Here is a 17,534-nt window from a genome sequence, read left to right as displayed (position 1 = left end):
GTCGCGATGGGAGCCTCCGAACACCGCCTGTCCACCGCGTTCGCACACGTGCGGCAGCGCACGCTGCACCTGGCCGAACCGCTGACGGCCGAGGACTGTTGTGCCCAGTCGATGCCCGACGCGAGCCCGATCAAATGGCACCTGGCGCATACCACGTGGTTCTTCGAGACCTTCATCCTCGAGCCGCGCGAACCCGGCTTTCGGCCCCATGACGCGGCGTTCCGCGTGCTGTTCAACTCCTACTACAACGGCGTCGGCGCGAAGCATCCGCGCGCCCAGCGGGGCCTCCTGACGCGGCCGACGCTGGCCGAGGTGCAGGCCTACCGGGCCGCCGTCGACGCCCGCCTGCTGCGCCTGCTGGCTTCCAGGCCGGACGACGCCGAACTCGCGGCCCTGGTCGAGCTGGGCCTGCAGCACGAGCAGCAGCACCAGGAACTGATCCTCACGGACGTCAAGCACCTGCTGTCGCGCAATCCGCTTTATCCGGCCTATATCGATTCGCCGCTGCCCGCATCGGGCCCGGTGGAACCGCTGGCCTGGATCGAGTTCGACGGCGGCCTCGCCGAGATCGGCCACGCCGGTGACGGCTTCGCCTTCGACAACGAAAGCCCGCGCCACCGCCAGTACCTGCAACCGTTCGCGCTCGCGTCGCGCCTCGTGACGAACGGCGAGTACCTCGAGTTCGTCGAGGCGGGCGGGTACCGCGATCCGTCGCTGTGGCTGTCCGACGGCTGGGACCTCGTCGCGAACGGCACGCTGGACGCGCCGCTGTACTGGGTCGACGACGGCGACCGCCGGCGCGAGTTCACCTTGCACGGCCTGCAGGCGCTGGACCTGGCGCGGCCCGTCGCGCACGTGTCGCTGTACGAAGCCGACGCGTACGCGCGCTGGCGCGGCGCGCGCCTGCCGACCGAAGCGGAATGGGAGTTCGCGGCGCGCGACGCCGCGCTGACCTGCGGCGACCTGCATCCGCGCGCGGCGGGCAGCAGCGGCCTCGCGCAGATGTTCGGCGAGTGCTGGCAATGGACCGCGAGCAGCTACGCGCCTTACCCCGGCTTCGCCCCGGCCGCGGGTGCGATCGGCGAGTACAACGGCAAGTTCATGGTCAACCAGTACGTGCTGCGCGGCTCGTCGTGCGCGACGCCGCACGGGCATGCGCGCGCCAGCTACCGCAACTTTTTCCCGGCCGGCGCACGCTGGCAGTTCAGCGGGATCAGGCTGGCGCGATGAAGCCGGCGCGCGGCCTGCGCCTGCGTGTGCTGAACCGGCGCGCCAATGCGTGGATCGTCGCGCACCCGCTCGACTTCACCCTGCAGTGCGTGCGCGCCTTCCGCGCCAACCAGGGCCTGCTGCTGGCCGGCGCCGTCGCCTATTACGCGCTGCTGTCGATCGTGCCGTTCCTGATGCTGGTCGTCGTCGTGCTGTCGCACTTCATCGACCAGGTCAACCTGCTGCTCACCCTGCGCCGCTACCTGGAGCTGCTCGTGCCGGGGCAGTCCGGCTCGATCGTGGCGGAGGTGGCGCACTTCCTGGACACGCGCGACCTGATCACGTGGGTGCTCGGCTTCACGATGCTGTTCTTCAGCTCCCTCGCGTTCACCGTGCTGGAAAACGCGATGAGCGTGATCTTCGTGCATCGCGTGGCCGTACGCCGCCGCCATTTCCTCGTGTCGGCCGTGCTCCCGTACTGCTACATCCTCGCGCTGGGCTTCGGCGTGATGATCGTGACGCTCGTCGCCGGCACGCTGCAGGTGATCGGTTCGGAGAGCGTCGAACTGTTCGGCCGCACGTGGTCGCTGCACGGCGTGTCCGGCGCGCTGCTGTACCTGCTGGGACTCGTGGGCGAGATCCTCGTGCTGACGTCGATCTACCTCGTGATGCCGGTGGGGCGGCTGTCGCTGTCGCATGCGCTCATCGGCGGCGTGACGGCCGCGCTGCTGTGGGAAGTCGCGCGCCATGTGCTCGTGTGGTACTTCACGACGCTGTCCAAGGTGAACCTCGTGTACGGCTCGATGAGCACCGCGATCGTCGTCATGTTCAGCCTCGAGATCGCGGCCAGCCTGCTGCTGTTCGGCGCCCAGGTCATCGCGGAATACGAGCGCGTGGGGCAGAAGGGGCAAGGAGAAGATCCGCAGCCGATGCGGACGGCGCCCTGATGGCCAATATCGTCTTTTGCTGGGAACTCGGCGCGGCGCTCGGCCACGCCGGCCGCCTGAAAGCGCTCGCACGACCGCTCATCGCGCGCGGGCACGCCGTGTCGTTCGTGCTGCGCGACCTCGTGCACACGCGCCGCCTGCTGGCCGACATGCGCCTCCCCGTCTACCAGGCGCCCCTGTGGCTGCACCGCGTGGAAGGGCTGCCGCCCGGCGAGGCGAGTCTCGCCGACATCCTGCTCGCCTGCGGCTGGCTCGATGCGGACGCGATGACGGGGCTCGTCGACGGCTGGCGCCATTTATTCAGCGCGCTCCAGGCCGACGTCGTCGTGGGCGATTACGCACCGGGCGCACTGCTGGCCGCGCGCAGCCTCGGCATCGCGAGCAGCGCCGTCGGCGCGGGCTTCCAGATTCCGCCCGCCGGACCGCTGCCGCCGCTGCGCGACTGGGAAGCGGTCCCGCGGGCGCGCATGGCGGCGACCGAGGCACGCGTGCTGGCGACCGCCAATGCCGTGCTGGCCCGCCATGGCGCGCCGGCGTACGCGCGCGCGGCCGACCTGTTGCGGGGCGATGCGCCGCTGCTGTGTACGTGGCCGGAACTCGATCCGTGGGGCCGCGCGGAGACGGATGCGCGCTGGTTCGGCCCCACGATCGGCGGCACCGGCGCGGGCGTGCCCGCTTGGCCGGAAGGCGCTGGTCCGCGCGTGTTCGCCTACCTGCGCGGGCCGCACCCCGAGCATGGGGCGATGCTGGAAGCGCTGGCGCGCGCCGGCTGCCGCACGCTGTGCTACCTGCCCGAGGTGGCGGCGGGCGCCGCGCCGCCGTACGCGCATCCGCTGATCGCGTGGGCCGCGGGGCCGGTGGCATTGGACCAGGCCTTGCGCGAGTCGGCTTTCGCGGTCTGCCATGCGGGCGAATCGACCGTGTCGCAGGCGCTGCTGGCCGGCGTGCCGTTGCTGCTGCTGCCGCGCACGGCCGAGTCGTTCCTGACGGCGCGCCGCGTGCGCCGGCTGGGGGCGGGTATCAACGTGAACGAGATGGCGCGCCCGCTCGACTGGGATGCCGTCGTGGGCCGGATGCTGGCGGGGAGCGACTTCCGCGTGGCGGCGCAAGCCTTTGCGCGGCGCCACGCGGCGTTCGATGCGGACCGTCAGGCGGAGACGGTCGCCGGGGTGCTGGAAGGACTGGTCAGGCGGCCTGCTGCGGCGCCTGTTCCGCGCTGAGCGCCAGCTGGCGGTTCACGGCCGACAGCACGGCCTTGAACGACGCGGTCACGATATTGCTGTCGATGGCGGCACCGAACAGCGTGGGGCCGTTCGCGAGGCGCAGCTCGACGTAGCAGGCGGCGCGCGCATCGGCGCCCGAGCCGATCGAGTGCTCGTGGTAGTCCATCAGACGGATGTCCAGGCCGAGCGCGTTGACGAAGGCGTCGATCGGGCCGTTGCCGGTGCCCTGGTGCGGTTCCGTCACGCGGTTGTGCTGGACGGTCGTGTCGATCTGCACGCGCTCCTCGCCCTCGCTGTTCTCGACCAGGCGGTGCGAGACGTAGCGGTAGGCCGCGTTTTCCTGGTTGAAGTACTCACGGTCGAACAGGGCGTGGATGTCGGCGGCGGCCACTTCGCCGCCGGTGGCGTCGGCATGCTTCTGCACGACGCGCGAGAATTCGATCTGCAGGCGGCGCGGCAGTTCGAGGCCGTATTCCTGCTCGAGCAGGTAGGCCATGCCGCCCTTGCCGGACTGGCTGTTCACGCGGATCACGGCGTCGTAGCTGCGGCCCAGGTCGGCCGGGTCGATCGGCAGGTACGGCACCTCCCAGATCGCGTCCGCCTGCTGCTTCGCGAAGCCCTTCTTGATCGCGTCCTGGTGCGAGCCGGAGAACGCGGTGAACACGAGGTCGCCGACGTACGGATGGCGCGGGTGCACGGGGATCTGGTTGCATTCCTCGACCAGCTGGCGGACGGCATCGATGTCCGAGAAGTCCAGGCCCGGGTGCACGCCTTGCGTGTACAGGTTCAGCGCGAGGGTGACCAGGTCGACGTTGCCGGTGCGCTCGCCGTTGCCGAACAAACAGCCCTCGACGCGGTCGGCGCCGGCCATCACGGCCAGCTCGGCGGCGGCGACGGCGGTGCCGCGGTCGTTGTGCGGGTGCACGCTGATCACGAGGTTCTCGCGCTGGTTCAGGTTACGGCACATCCATTCGATCTGGTCGGCGTAGACGTTCGGCGTCGCCGCTTCCACGGTCGACGGCAGGTTGACGATCACCTTGTTGTCCGCGCTCGGCTGCCACACGTCGACGACGGCGTCGACGATGCGCTTGGAGAAATCCAGTTCCGTCGTCGAGAACGACTCCGGCGAGTATTCGAGGCCCCATTTCGTGTCCGGATGCTGGGCGACCAGTTCCTTGATCAGCTTCGTGCCGTTGACGGCGATCTGCACGATCTCGTCCTGGTTCATGCCGAACACGACGCGGCGGAACACCGGCGCGACCGAGTTGTAGACGTGGACGATGGCCTGCCTGGCGCCCACGCACGATTCGACGGTGCGGCGGATCAGTTCTTCACGAGCCTGCGTCAGCACGATGATGGTGACGTCGTCCGGAATGCGCTTTTCCTCGACGAGCATGCGCACGAAGTCGAAGTCCGTCTGCGACGCGGACGGGAAGCCCACCTCGATTTCCTTCACGCCGATCTGCACGAGCTTTTCGAAGAAGCGCAGTTTCTTCTCCGGGCTCATCGGCTCGATGAGTGCCTGGTTGCCGTCGCGCAGGTCGGTGCTCATCCAGACCGGCGGCTTGTCGATGATGCGGTTCGGCCACTGGCGGTCGGCCAACGGGACGGCGGGGAAGGGGCGGTATTTGGCGGAAGGGTTGGTCAACATGGCGGTGCTCCTGATTATCAAATGCTGGTGAAGGTGTCGTTTCGATCGTGGTGGCGGGAGGCTGCCGGACGGGCCACGGACGCTAGGCCCGGCAACCGATCGGTAGTTTTAGCGAGCGAAACACCACACGTGCGCCGGCAGACAGCAGGATAGCTCCGGCGGAAATAACAGACAGCGTGGATGTGGTAGTGGCAAACATCGGTACAACTTTCCTTGGGCTACGAATCCGGCAAGCTTGGCCGGGCGGGACAGCGGCGATTTACGCGCGTAGTAGCAGGGCTGCCGGCGTTAGCGCGCGGGCAAGCGATAGGGAAGTCGACAGAGGCAGAGGGGAGAACATTTCTCCACTCTAAGTGAATTTTGTTTGGCGTGTCAAGCGTTTCGTGTGTTGTCGTTTGGTCACCACGGTTTTTGCGAACAATCAACTTCTCTGGATGAGCCGAGTGTCACAGTACGCGCTTCATGTCGCCAGGAGGACACCATGCCCGTACTGAAAGGTCTCGACACGACGATGGAACTGACGCGCCACGCCCAGGCGCTGCAGGAACAGGGTTACGCGTTCGCGCTGCGCTACTACAGCCACAACGCGGCCAAGAATTTGTCGCTGGGCGAGGCGCGGGCGCTGTCGCAGGCGGGACTTGCGCTCGGCGTCGTGTGGGAAACGAGCGGCACCGGCGCCGGCTTTTTTACGCGCGCGCAGGGCCTGGCGGACGGCGCGGCGGCCTTCCGGATGGCCCGTGACGTGATTGGGCAACCGTTCGGCTCCGCGATCTATTTCGCCGTCGACTACGATCCGACGCAGGCCGATCTCGACGGCGCCGTCAGCAATTATTTTACCGGCGTGCGCGCGGCGCTGTACGTGGCGGCGGAAGGCAAACCGTCGTACCGCGTGGGCGTGTACGGCTCGGGCCTGTGCTGCGGCACGCTCGTCGAGCGGGGCCAGGCGGCCCTGTCCTGGCTGTCGCAGTCGACCGCCTTCGCGGGCTCGCGCCTGTACGCGGAACAGAAGCGCTACGACATCATCCAGCTGCTGCCCGCGCGCATTCCGGGCGCGGACGGGGTCGTGCTCGACATCGATCCGGACGCGACGCATCCGGACCGCGACGGCGGCCTGTTCATGGTTTGACCGGGCGTTCAGCCGACGACGACTTTCGGCGCGCCGGCCGCCATCGACCCGATGACGGCCGCGTCGCCGAAGCCTTCGCGGCGGAACAGCGCCAGCACCTCGTCGACGCTGCCCGGATCGCAGGCGACGAGCAGGCCGCCCGACGTCTGCGGGTCCGTCAGCAGCACGCGCTGCGTGTCCGTGATCGCGGCGCCCAGTTCGACGTCATGGCCGTACGCATCCCAGTTGCGGCCCGAAGCACCCGTGAAATAGCCGGCGTGGGCCAGCGCCTCGACACCCGGCAGCAGCGGGATGTTCGCCATGTCCAGCTGCGCGGTGAGTTTCGCGCCGCGCGCCAGTTCGAGCAGGTGGCCCAGCAGGCCGAAGCCGGTGACGTCCGTCAGCGCGTGCACGCCCGCCAGTTCCGACAGCGCCTTGCCCGGCTTGTTCAGCTTCGTCGTGTTCGCGACCATCGCGGCATAGCCGTCCGCATCCAGTTGATCCTTCTTCAGCGCGGCCGACAGCACGCCCACGCCCAGCGGCTTGCCGAGGACGAGCACGTCGCCCGCGCGCGCATCCGCGTTGCGCTTCACCTTCGACGGGTGCACGAGACCCATCACGACGAGGCCGTAGATGGGTTCCACGGAGTCGATCGTGTGACCGCCCGCGATGGGGATGCCGGCTTCAGCGCAGATCGATTCGCCGCCCTGGATGATCTTGCCGATCGTCTCCAGCGGCAGCTTGTTGATCGGCATGCCGACGAGGGCCAGCGCCATGATCGGCGTGCCGCCCATCGCATACACGTCCGAGATCGCGTTGGTGGCGGCGATGCGGCCGAAGTCGAACGGGTCGTCGACGATGGGCATGAAGAAGTCGGTCGTGGCGATCAGCGCCTGCTCGTCGTTCAGCTTGTAGACGGCCGCGTCGTCGGCCGTCTCGATGCCGACCATGAGCTCTTTCGGCACGGGGAAGCCGCTCGACTTTTTCAGGATCTCGGACAGCACGCCCGGCGCGATCTTGCAGCCGCAGCCGCCGCCGTGGGAGAACGAGGTCAGTTTGATGGGTTGGTCGGCGGATGGGTTCATACGGTGCCTTCGTGTGCTTGCGTTGATTGAAGAAGAAGATTATCCACCAAGTCGAGCAGGCGTGCTCGCTCGACGGCGGGCGCGAACAGCGCCGCGCGCGCCGCGCACTGGCGGCGCAGGCGCTCGGCGAAACGCGCATCGGTCGCGCTGCGTTCGACCAGGCGGGCCAGCGCCTGCGCATCGCCCGGTGCGAACAGGCCCGCGTAATCGTCGCCCAGCATGCCGACGTTGCCGGAGATGTTCGATGCCAGCACCGGCACGCCGCTCGTCACCGCTTCGATGATGACGTTCGCACCGCCCTCCATGCGCGATGCGATGACCATCGCGTGGCAGCGGCGCAGCCGGCGCCGCGTCGCCATGTGGGGCAGAGCGCCGAGCCAGCGGTAGGTGGACGTCGCGTCCTGCGTTTCCCGCGCGCGGCGGCCGAGGTCCGCGTCGAGCGCGGCGCCGATGTGCACGAGGCGTACGCCCGGCGTGCCGACGAGGCGGGCCGCATCCATGAACGTCTGCGGATCCTTCTCGATGCGCAGGTGGCCGATCATCGCGACGTCGCGCGGCATGCGCGGCCGGGCGGGACGCAGGCGCGGCGCCGACTGGTAGATCACGTGCGTCTGCGCACGGACGGCTTCCGGCAGCTCGTCCAGCCCGCGCGGCTGCAGCACGACGAGCGCATGCGCGCGGACGAGCGAGCCTTGCGCGCCGGCGTCGTCGTGGATGTCGCGGTAGAGGTCAGTGCCCGTCAGGACCAGCAGCGCAGGCCGGTCCGGATGTGCATCGCTGAACGCGGCCAGCGCGGCGGCGGAGCGGCGCGCATGCAGCGCGATCAACAGGTCCGGTACGCCATCTCCCGGTTGCCAGCCGGGGCCGATCGTGACGCGGTAGTCGCGCGCGAGGTGGCGCCGCCAGCGGCTTGCGGTCTGCCAGTTGCCATTGTTTTCGCGGGCGGATGCGGGGCTGACGATGTGGATGTGCGCTCGGGGCATCGGTAGGAATCGGAGTCGGAATTGGTCGTACAATGATGCATGACCGTCAATCAAGCATCGTTCCGCCACGCGGGACCCAGGGAACTGGCCGTCGCATTGCAGGATGCGCGGCATTATACGCTCGCGCTGTTCGAGGCCCTCGCGGCCGCCGGCTACGACGACGCGGCCCGCGTGCCGCGCCTGCCCATCGTGAATCCGCCGTTGTGGGAACTGGGCCATACGGCCTGGTTCGCCGAATGGTTCGTGCTGCGCGGCGCACTGGACAGCCGGCCGGGCGCCGCCAGCGGCCACTCGCTGCTGGCGCGCGGCGACGACTGGTTCGATTCCGGCACCGTCCCGCACGCCGCGCGCTGGACGCTCGACCTGCCGCCGCCGGGTGCGGTGAAAACCTATTGCCACGAGGTGCTCGACCGCATCCTCGACCGTCTCGCGCACGAGGCCGACGACGACCTCGCGCTGTATCCGTATCGTCTGGCACTGGCGCATGAGGACATGCACGGCGAAGCCTTCCTGTACTCCCTGCAGACGCTGCAGTCGCGCGGCGCGCCGGCGCCGGCGCCGGCGCCGGCGGGGGCGCTGGCGCCACGCGCGCAGTCGACGGCCGCGGGCAGCGCGGGCGACATCGCGTTCCCCGGCGGGTCGTTCATGCGCGGCGGCGACCAGTCGAGGGGCTTCGTGTTCGACAACGAGCGAAACGCCGCGCTCGTCAAGGTCGCCCCGTTCGCCATCGACGCGGGACTCGTCAGCACGGCCGCCTACCTCGACTTCGTGCACGACGGCGGCTACGAGCGTTCGCAGTACTGGACGGAGGCCGGCCGCGCGTGGCTGATGACGCAGGAGCGCTCGGCGCCGCGCTACTGGGCGCGCGAGGGCGAGGATTGGTACACGGTGCGTTTCGGCCGGCCGGTCGCGCTCGACCTTGCGGAACCCGTGCGCCACGTGAACCTGTACGAGGCGCAGGCCTGGTGCGCGTGGGCGGGCCGCCGGCTGCCGACGGAAGACGAGTGGGAATACGCGGCGGGGTCGAACCAGCCGGGCTTTGCGTGGGGGCAGCTGTGGGAATGGACGGCATCCGCCTTCCTGCCGTTCGCGGGCTTCGAGGCGGACCGCTACCGCGATTATTCGGCGCCGTGGTTCGGCACGCGCCAGACCTTGCGCGGCGCGTCGTTCGCGACGCCGGCGCGCTTGCGCTCGCCGCATTTCCGCAATTTCTTCACGCCGGAGCGGGACGACATCTTCGCCGGATTCCGCAGCTGCGCCTTCTGAAGCAAAATAAGCAAAACCCCCGGCACCTTGCGATGCCGGGGGTTTCTTTATGCCTGCTGAAGCTTAGCGGTCGCCGAACGTACGACGAGCCGAGTCGGCCGAGCGCGGATGCGCGCCGAAGGCCGGGCGTTCGCGGCGCGGGGCGCTTTCGCTACGGAAGCCGCCTTCGCGACGCTGGCCCTGGTAGCCGCCTTCGCTACGTGGTGCGCTTTCAGTGCGGTAGCCACCTTCGCGGCGCTGGCCCTGATAGCCGCCTTCGGTGCGCGGTGCGCCTTCGCGGCGCTGGCCTTCATAGCCGCCTTCGCGACGCGGTGCGTCACCACGATAGCCTTCACCGGCCGGCTTGTGGAAGCTGCGCTGGCCCGGTTTGCCGTTGCGGCCATCGCCCGGCTTCCAGCCCGGACGCGCGCCCGAACGGGGTGCTGCCGAACGCTTCGGCTCGAAGCCTTCCACCACGTCGACCGGAATGGTCTGCTTGGTGAAGCGCTCGATGCGGCGCACGTTCATGCTTTCCGCGTGGTTCACGAGCGAGACTGCCGTACCGTTGCGGCCGGCGCGGCCCGTGCGGCCGATGCGGTGCACATAGTCTTCCGGGAACTTCGGCAGGTCGTAGTTGACCACGTGGGTGATCGACGGCACGTCGATGCCGCGCGCGGCGACGTCGGTTGCCACGAGCACGCGCACCTGGCCGCGACGCATGCTGTCCAGCGTGCGGTTGCGGGCGCCCTGGTGCATGTCGCCATGCAGTGCGGCGGCCGCGAAGCCGGCGATGTTCAGGCGGTCGGCGATCATGTCGGCGTCACGCTTGGTCGCCGTGAATACGACGGCCTGGTCCATGGTTTCATCGCGCAGCAGGTGGTCGAGCAGGCGGTTCTTGTGCGACAGGTCGTCGACGAAGTGCACCTTCTGCGTGATGTTCTCGTGGCGGTTGGCCGCGCTCATGATCTGGATCACCTGCGGGTTCTTGGTGATGCGGCGCGCCATGTTGCCGACGACGCCATCCAGCGTGGCCGAAAACAGCATGGTCTGGCGCGTTTCCGGCGTCGCGGCGACGATCTTCTCGATGTCGTCGATGAAGCCCATGTCCAGCATGCGGTCCGCTTCGTCCAGCACGAGGATCTCGAGCTGCGAGAAGTCGATCTTGCCCGACTCCATGTGGTCGATCAGGCGGCCCGGGGTCGCGACGAGGATTTCCGGATTCTTGGCCAGCAGTTGCATCTGCTTCGGATACGGCATGCCGCCCAGGATCGACACGGCGCGGATGCGGCGCATGTGTGCAGTGTACTGTTCGGTCGCGGTGGTCACCTGCAGGGCCAGTTCGCGGGTCGGGGTCAGGACCAGCATTTTCGGCTGGGCTGCCTTGAAACGGACGCGCTCGCCACGAGCACGTGCTGCCTGCGCTTCCTGCGCAGGGGTACGGCCGGCCGCGGCCGGTTCGGCGTCGGCGAATTTGTGCAGGGAGGGCAGCATGAATGCCGCCGTCTTGCCGGAACCGGTTTGCGACGAGACCAGCAGGTCGCGGCCCGCGATCGCTGCCGGCACCGCCTGCTCCTGCACCGGGGTCGGCTTTTCATAGCCGGCCTGGAAGACTGCCTTGACGATGGACGCGTGTAAGCCTAGTGCTTCAAAACTCATTGTTTAACTTTACTTTCGGTATGGATCAGTGAGCGTCCACGCTATTCGGAGCGGAACGCGAAATAGCAACGCGAGCCAACGATACGAAATGACTCTGAAACGAAAGAAATTTCGGCACAAAAGCTTTGCGCCGGGACGGTGCCAGTTTCGGCACACAGGGCGGGAGGGCTTTATGGAGAGGCACCCTTCGTGGGTGCCTGGGCTTGCGTAGCTGCTAGTGGTACTGCTGTCGGCGAACTGCCATGTTTATTGCAGCGCACAACCAACACTATACCGTACTTTTGAATAGCGTGCACGGCACGCGTCCAGATGTGCACGTATTGACGGGTCGTGGGCCCGTCGCGTGGTCGAAACGATACGAAATCAGCGGCGCTTGCGGCCGTTGGCGTTGACGGCCGGCTTCGAGCCGCGCGACACGCGGCTCTTGATCTCGGCCACGGCATGCGCGGCGCTGGCCTTGAAGCGCTGGGCGCCGGACAACTTGCGGCCGTTGCGGCGCGACTCGCCGCGGTCGGCTTCCAGCACCATCGACGCGTTCTCGACGATGCTTTCGGCGATGTCGTTGCCCGCGGTAGCACTGGTCTTCGGCACGAGGATGGTCGAGCCGGCCTTCAGGCGCATCTGCGGCGGGATATTGTTGGCCTGGCGGATCACTTCCGGGGTCGTGCCCAGTTTCGCGGCCAGCGAGGCGATGCTTTCGCGGGCCGAGGTGATCTTGTGCGTGGTCCAGGTGGACAGCGCGCGGCCCCATTGCGCGAGGTTCAGGTTGAACTTCTCGGCGTTTTCCTTCGGCAGCAGGATCTTGGTCGATTCGCCCGTGATCACGGGCTTCTTGAATTGCGGGTTCAGGGCCTTGAATTCGTCGACGGACATCTCCGCCAGCTGGGCGGCCACGGCCAGGTCGATGTCGGACGTCTTGTCGACGGCGACGAAATACGGCGTGTTGTCGATCGTCGGCAGCGCGACGCCGTACTGGGCCGGATTGGCGATGATGTTCTTGACGGCCTGCAGCTTCGGCACGTAGTTGCGGGTTTCCGCCGGCATCAGCTCGGCCAGGCTCTCGAAGTCGGTCGGCTTGCCCAGCGCGCGGTTTTTCTGGATCGCCTTCTGCACATTGCCTTCGCCCCAGTTATAGGCGGCGAGGGCCAGCTGCCAGTCGCCGAACATCGTGTACAGGCGCTGCAGGTAGGTGAGGGCGGCGTCGGTCGAGGCGAGTACGCCGCGGCGCTCGTCCTTGAACATGTTCTGCTGCAGGTTGAAGTCGCGTCCCGTGCCCGGCACGAACTGCCAGATGCCGGCCGCGTCGGCGTTCGACAGGGCCTGCGGGTTGAAGGCGGATTCGATCACGGGCAGCAGGGCCAGTTCCGTCGGCATGCCGCGCTTTTCCAGCTCCTGCACGACGTGGTACAGGTACAGCGACGCGCGGCCCGAGGTGCGCGTCAGGTAGTCCGGACGGCTCGCGTACCACTGCACGTGCTTGGCGACGAGGGCGTTGTCGATGTCGGGAATGGCGTAGCCGCTGCGGATGCGGGCCCACAGGTCGGGGTCCTTGTAGTCGTCGGACTTGGACGGGGTCGAAGATTGCGGCAGGATCGCCTTGGCCATGGCGGCCGCGCTGCTGCTGCTCTGGGCGATCGGGCTCGGGGCGCTGTCGGCGGCGTGGCTGATCGCGGAGACGGACAGGAGCGCGATGGCCAGGGCGTAAGTGGAGCGAGTCGTTTCGTTCATAGCTTTCCAGTGTTGCGTCCAGGAACGGCAGGACTGACGAGTGAAGTCGGAGTGTACGGACCAGTTACCGAGTCAGTCAAGAAATATGTCGGCGCAGTTACAAAAAATCTTGTCTATTCTTTTTGCTAACAAGGACACCCGTCAAGACGATATATGCGGGGGTATGGTTCCAGCAAGCTAGTCTTTGACTGACGAAAATCAAGTGATTTGGTGGGTACCCCTGGGTGTATATGAAATTTCGACGGAGAAAATCGGTGCTTTCACGAGCCCGGCATTGTCAAATTTGTACCTGGACTTCATGGACTGCCGGGTAATACCAGCCTGTCTTTCAAGTTAGTCCGGCTTGTCGGATGTTCCATGAGAGGACGCAAAAAGCGTACAATTGCCGTCTCTGCACCAAGCAGTTTTGTATTTTTAGAAAGCATCAAATGAGCACTGCCAACGAGAACGTGGACGATGACGCCATCATCGCCGCCACCCGGCGCTGGGTCGACCGCGCCGTGATCGGCCTGAACCTTTGTCCGTTCGCGAAGGCGGTGCAAGTGAAGGACCAGGTGCGCTACGTCGTCTCCCACGCGCGCACGCCGGAATCCCTGCTGGACACGCTGATGGACGAGCTGCAGCTGCTGGCCGACACGGACCCGGAGCAGGTCGACACGACCCTGCTGATCCACCCGTACGTGCTGCAGGATTTCCTGGACTTCAATGAATTCCTCGACGTGGCCGACGCCGCCGTCGAAGACATGAGCCTGGACGGCGAGCTGCAGATCGCCAGCTTTCACCCTGACTACCAGTTCGCGGACACGGACCCGAACGATATCGAGAACTTCACGAACCGTTCGCCTTACCCGGTGCTGCAGCTCTTGCGCGAAGACAGCATCGACCGTGCCGTGGAAGCGATCCCCGATGCGGCCGAGATCTTCGAGAAGAATATCGAGACCATGGAACAGCTCGGCCACGAAGGCTGGGACAAGCTCGATGTCGGCCCCGCCCGTTGACGCGCAGCAGGGAACGCCCCTGCCGGTGAGGCCGGACACGCCCTGTGTCGCAGTCTGCTCGACCACCTTCGACGACATCTGCCGCGGCTGCGGCCGGACCGTCGTCGAGGTGGCCCACTGGGTCTCGATGACGGCCGAGCAGAAGGAAGTGGTGTGGCAGCGCATCCTGGCGCAGGGCTACCCGCGCCGCAATACCTGATCAGAACGTCCCGACGAAATCCCGCTTGCCGATCTCCAGCCCGTTATGGCGCAGGATGTCGTACGCCGTCGCGGCGTGGAAATAGAAGTTCGGCAGCGCGTAGTGCAATAAATAAACCTGGCCCTTGAACTGGCGCTGGTTGGCGCCCGTGCCGATCGTCACGTCGCGGTCGCCGCCGGCATCCACCGCCTCGCGCGCCACCGTGTCCAGGAAGGCCAGCGTCTTTTCCAGGCGTGCCTGCAGGCCCGCGAAATCCGTCTCCACATCGTCGTACCGCGGCACGTCGGCGCCCGCGAGGCGCGCGGCGGCGCCCTTGGCGAAATCCGTCGCCAGCTGGACCTGGCGCACGAGCGGGAACATGTCCGGGAACAGGCGCGCTTGCAGCAGCGCGTTCGGATCCAGCTTCTTCGCGTCCGCGTGCGCCTCGGCCTTCGTCAGGATGGCGGACAGGCTGCCCAGGATCTGGCGGAACACGGGGACCGAAGCCGTGTACAGGGAAAGTGTCATGGATGCCTCCTCAATATATAAAGACCCCGATGATAGCAAGCCTGCATCATCGCCGCTTGGCGCCCGCAAATAACACTTTTGGCATGTAAAACTTCAACTATTCGTATCCTCCTAGGAGTCGATTTAAAAAATTCTACAGGGAACAGCGCACTCGAAAAGATACTTTGGGACATTGCCGGATTGAAAAGAGACGTCCAGCCAGGACGCAACATGGAGACCGTCGCCAATGAAGTGCCCAAAAACACATCGCATTGCTTTGTTATTTGATGCCAACCAGGCGTTCGCCCGGGAGGTCATCGGCGGTATCGCCGGTTACCTGTCGAGCCGGCGGACATCGTGGGAATTGTTCATCGAAGATGATTTTCGTTTGCGCCTGTCGAGTCTTGCGCGCTGGCAAGGTGACGGCATCATCGCCCACTTCGACGACCCGGCCGTGGCCGCGGCGCTGGCCGACAGCCCCGTGCCCGTCGTCGCCGTCGGCGGCTCATATGCGAACGAGGCCGATTATCCGGCCAACGTGCCGTATGTCGCGACCGACAACTTCAAGCTCGTCAACCTCGCCTATACCCACCTGATCGACGTTGGATTGCGCCGGTTCGCCCTGTTTTCCCTGCCCGACGGGACGAAGCACCCATGGGCGCTCGAGCGCGAAAAGGCGTTCCGGTTCCTGATGCAGCGCGACAAATTCGACGTCGAGATCCTGCGCGGAGAGGGCGCCCGCAGCTGGGAGGAGGACGTCGCGCAACAGGTACGGTGGCTGCAGAGCCTGCCAAAACCCATCGGGATCATCGCCGCCACCGATGCGCGCGCGCGCCAGTTGCTGCAGGCTTGTCAGTTTGCTAATATCGCGGTGCCGGAACAGGTCGCCATCATCGGCATCGACAACGATCCGCTGGCACGCATGCTGTCGTGTATCCCGCTCAGCTCCGTGATTCAGGGCTCGAACGAGATCGGCCGCACCGCGGCCCGGATGCTGCATCAGCTGCTCGAAGGGACGTATCTGGAATGCTCGCGCATCCTGGTGCCGCCCGCCGGCATCAACGTGCTCGCGTCGAGCAGCCACCAGCCCGTCAAGAACCCCCGCGTCATGCGTGCCCGGCATTTTATCCGCCAGTATGCCTGCCAGGGCATCAAGGGTGACCAGGTCGCCGATTACGTCGGCGTCTCGCGCTCCACCCTCGAGACGTATTTCCAGCAGGAACTGGCCTGCAGCGTGCACGACGAGATCCTGCGCTTCAAGCTCGATGCCGCGACCGCGCTGCTGGCGGAAGGGGATTGCAGCGTGGCCGAGGTGGCGCAGCGTTGCGGCTTTACATCGATGCAATACCTGTTCGCCGTGTTCAAGCGCGAGCTCGGTTGTTCGCCGCGGGAATACCAGCAGCGCGTGGCGCTGGCGCAGGCTATACCGCAGGAAGTCGCGCTGCAGGCCTGACGCCCGCGCCACCCGGCGCGCATCTCGACAAATCCATGGGCGACCTGTCATTATGTTGATGGGGCCGCAAGACGGCCGCCAGGCCTATATTCGTCGAGGTGGCAGCAGGTAATGCAGAGTTTCTACAACAAGGCGCTCGCCGGGCTGCTGGGGCTCGTCGTGGCGAGCGTTCTCATCGGCTATGCCTGCGTCCGCAGCACCTATGTCCGGCTGCCGCTGCTGCCCGCCGCGGACAGCAGCCTGCCGTGGCACGCCGAGATCATGGCCGATTCGGCCGTGGGCGGGCGTTCGACGGCCAGGCTGATCGACGACGCCGCCACGCTGAGCTTCGAGTTCACGTCCGTCAAGGCGGCGGCGTATCCGTTCGTCCACGCGGAAGTGGCGTTCCGCGACCGCGCCGGCAAGTTCACGCACGTCGACCTGTCCCGCTACAGCGCGGTGGAGTTCGACGTCAACTGCGCGCCGGCCAACACGCTGGCATTCGGCCTCGTGCTGTTCGACGACCAGGTATCGGTTCCCGGCCGGTTCGATACCTATCGCACCCCCTACACCTATTTTTTCTGCAACAAGAACGGCGAACACGTCGAGCTCGACCTGGCGCGTCTGCGCACCGACCAGTGGTGGTTCGACAGGTACGGGCTGAACCTCGCGCGCCAGGAACACACGCTGACACGGATCGCCAAGCTCTCGTTCGGCAGCACGTTCCAGAGCCCCTACGGCGTGCTCTCGACCGTCCAGGTCAGGAACCTGACCCTGACGGGGCGCGACATGCGCTACCTGGCCCTGTTCGCGGCGTTCATGGTCGTCGCGTGGCCGGCCTATGGCCTGTGGTTCTTCCGCCGGCATACCCGGGCATTGCTGGCGGAAGTGAAGGACAAGATGCGGCGCGACATTCCCCTGGTCGCCTATCAGCAGTTGTCGCAGGATCTGCATCGCGACAAGGAGCAGAGCGCCATCCTGCGCTTCATGGCGACGGAATACGTCAACCCGGAACTGGATGTCGAGACCACGGTGAACAAGCTCGGCATCGGCCGCAACAAGATCAACGAGATCCTCAAGGCGGAGCTGGGCTTCACGTTTTCCACGTACCTGAACAAGCTCAGGCTGACCGAGGCGGCGCGCCTGCTGGGCGCGAAGGAAGACACGAGCGTGGCGGAAATCGCCTATGCCGTGGGCTACCGGAACGTCTCCTACTTCAACAAACTCTTCAAGGAAGAATACGGCTGCACGCCGAAGACCTTCCGCAAGCTGCGCGACAGCGCACCGGAATCCGCCGGACCGTAACGCGCCCGCGCCCACGGATTTTCGCCAACAATTTGAGGGATTTCGTTCTGGCGACGCCGGATGGCGGTTCGTAGAATGCATGGGTGGCTCGCGCATCGTTCTCCGATCGATGCGCAGCATCATCTCCTCCCGCGTTCAAGTGGGTTAAGGGACGGCTCCGGCCGTCCCTTTTTTTGGGCCCGTGTCGAAGCGCGCCTTGTTTTCGTTGGTTGTTTGAGGGATTTCGAAATTGCTGCGGGCCGGTGCGGCAAACAGAATGAGGGATCGCCGCACGAATTCGAC

General features: G+C 66.4%; 15 protein-coding genes. 9 read left to right on the top strand and 6 right to left on the bottom strand.

What is annotated here, in order from left to right; genetic code table 11:
- Positions 1-6: 6 nt before the first annotated feature.
- Genes egtB through ACEN9H_RS20195 form a run of 3 tightly spaced genes read left to right on the top strand, consistent with a single transcriptional unit; the run spans position 7 to position 3,376 of the window.
- Positions 7-1,230 (top strand): ergothioneine biosynthesis protein EgtB, encoded by a 1,224-nt coding sequence (egtB, locus tag ACEN9H_RS20205; protein ID WP_160408603.1) that lies wholly within the window; start codon positions 7-9, stop codon positions 1,228-1,230.
- Positions 1,227-2,156, top strand: coding sequence for a YihY/virulence factor BrkB family protein (locus ACEN9H_RS20200; RefSeq protein ID WP_056127860.1), 930 nt, complete (start codon positions 1,227-1,229; stop codon positions 2,154-2,156). Before egtB ends, ACEN9H_RS20200 begins: the two co-directional genes overlap by 4 nt.
- Complete coding sequence (locus tag ACEN9H_RS20195; RefSeq protein ID WP_413671847.1) at positions 2,156-3,376, top strand: glycosyltransferase; 1,221 nt, start codon at positions 2,156-2,158, stop codon at positions 3,374-3,376. The genes ACEN9H_RS20200 and ACEN9H_RS20195 overlap by 1 nt, the downstream gene beginning before the upstream one ends.
- Here the strand turns inward: ACEN9H_RS20195 and leuA are convergent.
- Positions 3,342-5,030 carry a 2-isopropylmalate synthase gene (leuA, locus tag ACEN9H_RS20190; protein WP_160408606.1) on the bottom strand — a complete coding sequence of 563 codons (1,689 nt, stop codon included), beginning with the start codon at positions 5,028-5,030 and terminating at the stop codon, positions 3,342-3,344. The two genes, ACEN9H_RS20195 and leuA, sit on opposite strands and share 35 nt — an antisense overlap.
- A gap of 481 nt (positions 5,031-5,511) precedes the next feature.
- Here leuA and ACEN9H_RS20185 point away from each other — a divergent pair, with 481 nt between their 5' ends.
- Positions 5,512-6,156 (top strand): DUF1906 domain-containing protein, encoded by a 645-nt coding sequence (locus ACEN9H_RS20185; RefSeq protein ID WP_413671846.1) that lies wholly within the window; start codon positions 5,512-5,514, stop codon positions 6,154-6,156.
- 8 nt (positions 6,157-6,164) lie between these two features.
- Here ACEN9H_RS20185 and selD read toward each other — a convergent pair whose 3' ends face one another.
- Both selD and senB read right to left on the bottom strand, forming a co-directional pair.
- Entirely contained in the window at positions 6,165-7,220 is a 1,056-nt protein-coding gene (gene selD, locus ACEN9H_RS20180) for a selenide, water dikinase SelD (RefSeq protein ID WP_413671845.1), read from the bottom strand.
- Positions 7,217-8,203, bottom strand: a complete 987-nt coding sequence (senB, locus tag ACEN9H_RS20175; protein ID WP_413671844.1) for a selenoneine biosynthesis selenosugar synthase SenB — start codon at positions 8,201-8,203, stop codon at positions 7,217-7,219. The genes selD and senB overlap by 4 nt, the downstream gene beginning before the upstream one ends.
- Before the next feature lie 39 nt (positions 8,204-8,242).
- Here senB and senA point away from each other — a divergent pair, with 39 nt between their 5' ends.
- A complete protein-coding gene (gene senA / locus ACEN9H_RS20170; protein ID WP_413671843.1) occupies positions 8,243-9,469 on the top strand; it encodes a selenoneine synthase SenA in 1,227 nt (408 codons plus the stop codon).
- A gap of 63 nt (positions 9,470-9,532) precedes the next feature.
- Here senA and ACEN9H_RS20165 read toward each other — a convergent pair whose 3' ends face one another.
- Positions 9,533-11,104: a DEAD/DEAH box helicase gene (locus tag ACEN9H_RS20165; RefSeq protein WP_413671842.1), complete on the bottom strand. Its 1,572-nt coding sequence runs from the start codon at positions 11,102-11,104 to the stop codon at positions 9,533-9,535.
- 363 nt (positions 11,105-11,467) lie between these two features.
- Entirely contained in the window at positions 11,468-12,832 is a 1,365-nt protein-coding gene (locus ACEN9H_RS20160) for a transglycosylase SLT domain-containing protein (RefSeq protein WP_413671841.1), read from the bottom strand.
- Between the two features lie 428 nt (positions 12,833-13,260).
- On the opposite strand from ACEN9H_RS20160, the gene ACEN9H_RS20155 reads away from it, so the two are divergent.
- Together ACEN9H_RS20155 and ACEN9H_RS20150 are read left to right on the top strand one after the other, a co-directional pair.
- Positions 13,261-13,830, top strand: a complete 570-nt coding sequence (locus ACEN9H_RS20155; RefSeq protein WP_413671840.1) for a DUF1415 domain-containing protein — start codon at positions 13,261-13,263, stop codon at positions 13,828-13,830.
- Positions 13,811-14,029, top strand: a complete 219-nt coding sequence (locus ACEN9H_RS20150) for a DUF1289 domain-containing protein (protein ID WP_371762546.1) — start codon at positions 13,811-13,813, stop codon at positions 14,027-14,029. Before ACEN9H_RS20155 ends, ACEN9H_RS20150 begins: the two co-directional genes overlap by 20 nt.
- Here the strand turns inward: ACEN9H_RS20150 and ACEN9H_RS20145 are convergent, their stop codons facing one another.
- Positions 14,030-14,536, bottom strand: coding sequence for a DUF1993 family protein (locus tag ACEN9H_RS20145; protein WP_056127887.1), 507 nt, complete (start codon positions 14,534-14,536; stop codon positions 14,030-14,032).
- Between the two features lie 226 nt (positions 14,537-14,762).
- On the opposite strand from ACEN9H_RS20145, the gene ACEN9H_RS20140 reads away from it, so the two are divergent.
- Both ACEN9H_RS20140 and ACEN9H_RS20135 read left to right on the top strand, forming a co-directional pair.
- Entirely contained in the window at positions 14,763-15,968 is a 1,206-nt protein-coding gene (locus tag ACEN9H_RS20140) for a XylR family transcriptional regulator (protein WP_056127890.1), read from the top strand.
- A 111-nt stretch (positions 15,969-16,079) separates the two neighbouring features.
- Positions 16,080-17,252: a helix-turn-helix domain-containing protein gene (locus tag ACEN9H_RS20135; protein ID WP_056127893.1), complete on the top strand. Its 1,173-nt coding sequence runs from the start codon at positions 16,080-16,082 to the stop codon at positions 17,250-17,252.
- The last annotated feature ends 282 nt before the right edge of the window (positions 17,253-17,534 follow it).

Source organism: Massilia cellulosiltytica, assembly GCF_047325105.1.
GTDB lineage: Bacteria > Pseudomonadota > Gammaproteobacteria > Burkholderiales > Burkholderiaceae_D > Telluria > Telluria orientalis.
The sequence above is the reverse complement of the archived record's forward strand: the minus strand, read 5'-3'. Positions and strand labels throughout refer to the sequence as shown.

Coding starts and splice junctions, on each gene's coding strand:
- senA (WP_413671843.1), top strand. CDS start 8,243: ATGACCGTCAATCAAGCATCGTTCCGCCACGCGGGACCCAGGGAACTG.
- selD (WP_413671845.1), bottom strand. CDS start 7,220: ATGAACCCATCCGCCGACCAACCCATCAAACTGACCTCGTTCTCCCAC.
- egtB (WP_160408603.1), top strand. CDS start 7: ATGGGAGCCTCCGAACACCGCCTGTCCACCGCGTTCGCACACGTGCGG.
- senB (WP_413671844.1), bottom strand. CDS start 8,203: ATGCCCCGAGCGCACATCCACATCGTCAGCCCCGCATCCGCCCGCGAA.
- ACEN9H_RS20165 (WP_413671842.1), bottom strand. CDS start 11,104: ATGAGTTTTGAAGCACTAGGCTTACACGCGTCCATCGTCAAGGCAGTC.
- ACEN9H_RS20155 (WP_413671840.1), top strand. CDS start 13,261: ATGAGCACTGCCAACGAGAACGTGGACGATGACGCCATCATCGCCGCC.
- ACEN9H_RS20195 (WP_413671847.1), top strand. CDS start 2,156: ATGGCCAATATCGTCTTTTGCTGGGAACTCGGCGCGGCGCTCGGCCAC.
- leuA (WP_160408606.1), bottom strand. CDS start 5,030: ATGTTGACCAACCCTTCCGCCAAATACCGCCCCTTCCCCGCCGTCCCG.
- ACEN9H_RS20140 (WP_056127890.1), top strand. CDS start 14,763: ATGAAGTGCCCAAAAACACATCGCATTGCTTTGTTATTTGATGCCAAC.
- ACEN9H_RS20145 (WP_056127887.1), bottom strand. CDS start 14,536: ATGACACTTTCCCTGTACACGGCTTCGGTCCCCGTGTTCCGCCAGATC.
- ACEN9H_RS20200 (WP_056127860.1), top strand. CDS start 1,227: ATGAAGCCGGCGCGCGGCCTGCGCCTGCGTGTGCTGAACCGGCGCGCC.
- ACEN9H_RS20150 (WP_371762546.1), top strand. CDS start 13,811: ATGTCGGCCCCGCCCGTTGACGCGCAGCAGGGAACGCCCCTGCCGGTG.
- ACEN9H_RS20185 (WP_413671846.1), top strand. CDS start 5,512: ATGCCCGTACTGAAAGGTCTCGACACGACGATGGAACTGACGCGCCAC.
- ACEN9H_RS20135 (WP_056127893.1), top strand. CDS start 16,080: ATGCAGAGTTTCTACAACAAGGCGCTCGCCGGGCTGCTGGGGCTCGTC.
- ACEN9H_RS20160 (WP_413671841.1), bottom strand. CDS start 12,832: ATGAACGAAACGACTCGCTCCACTTACGCCCTGGCCATCGCGCTCCTG.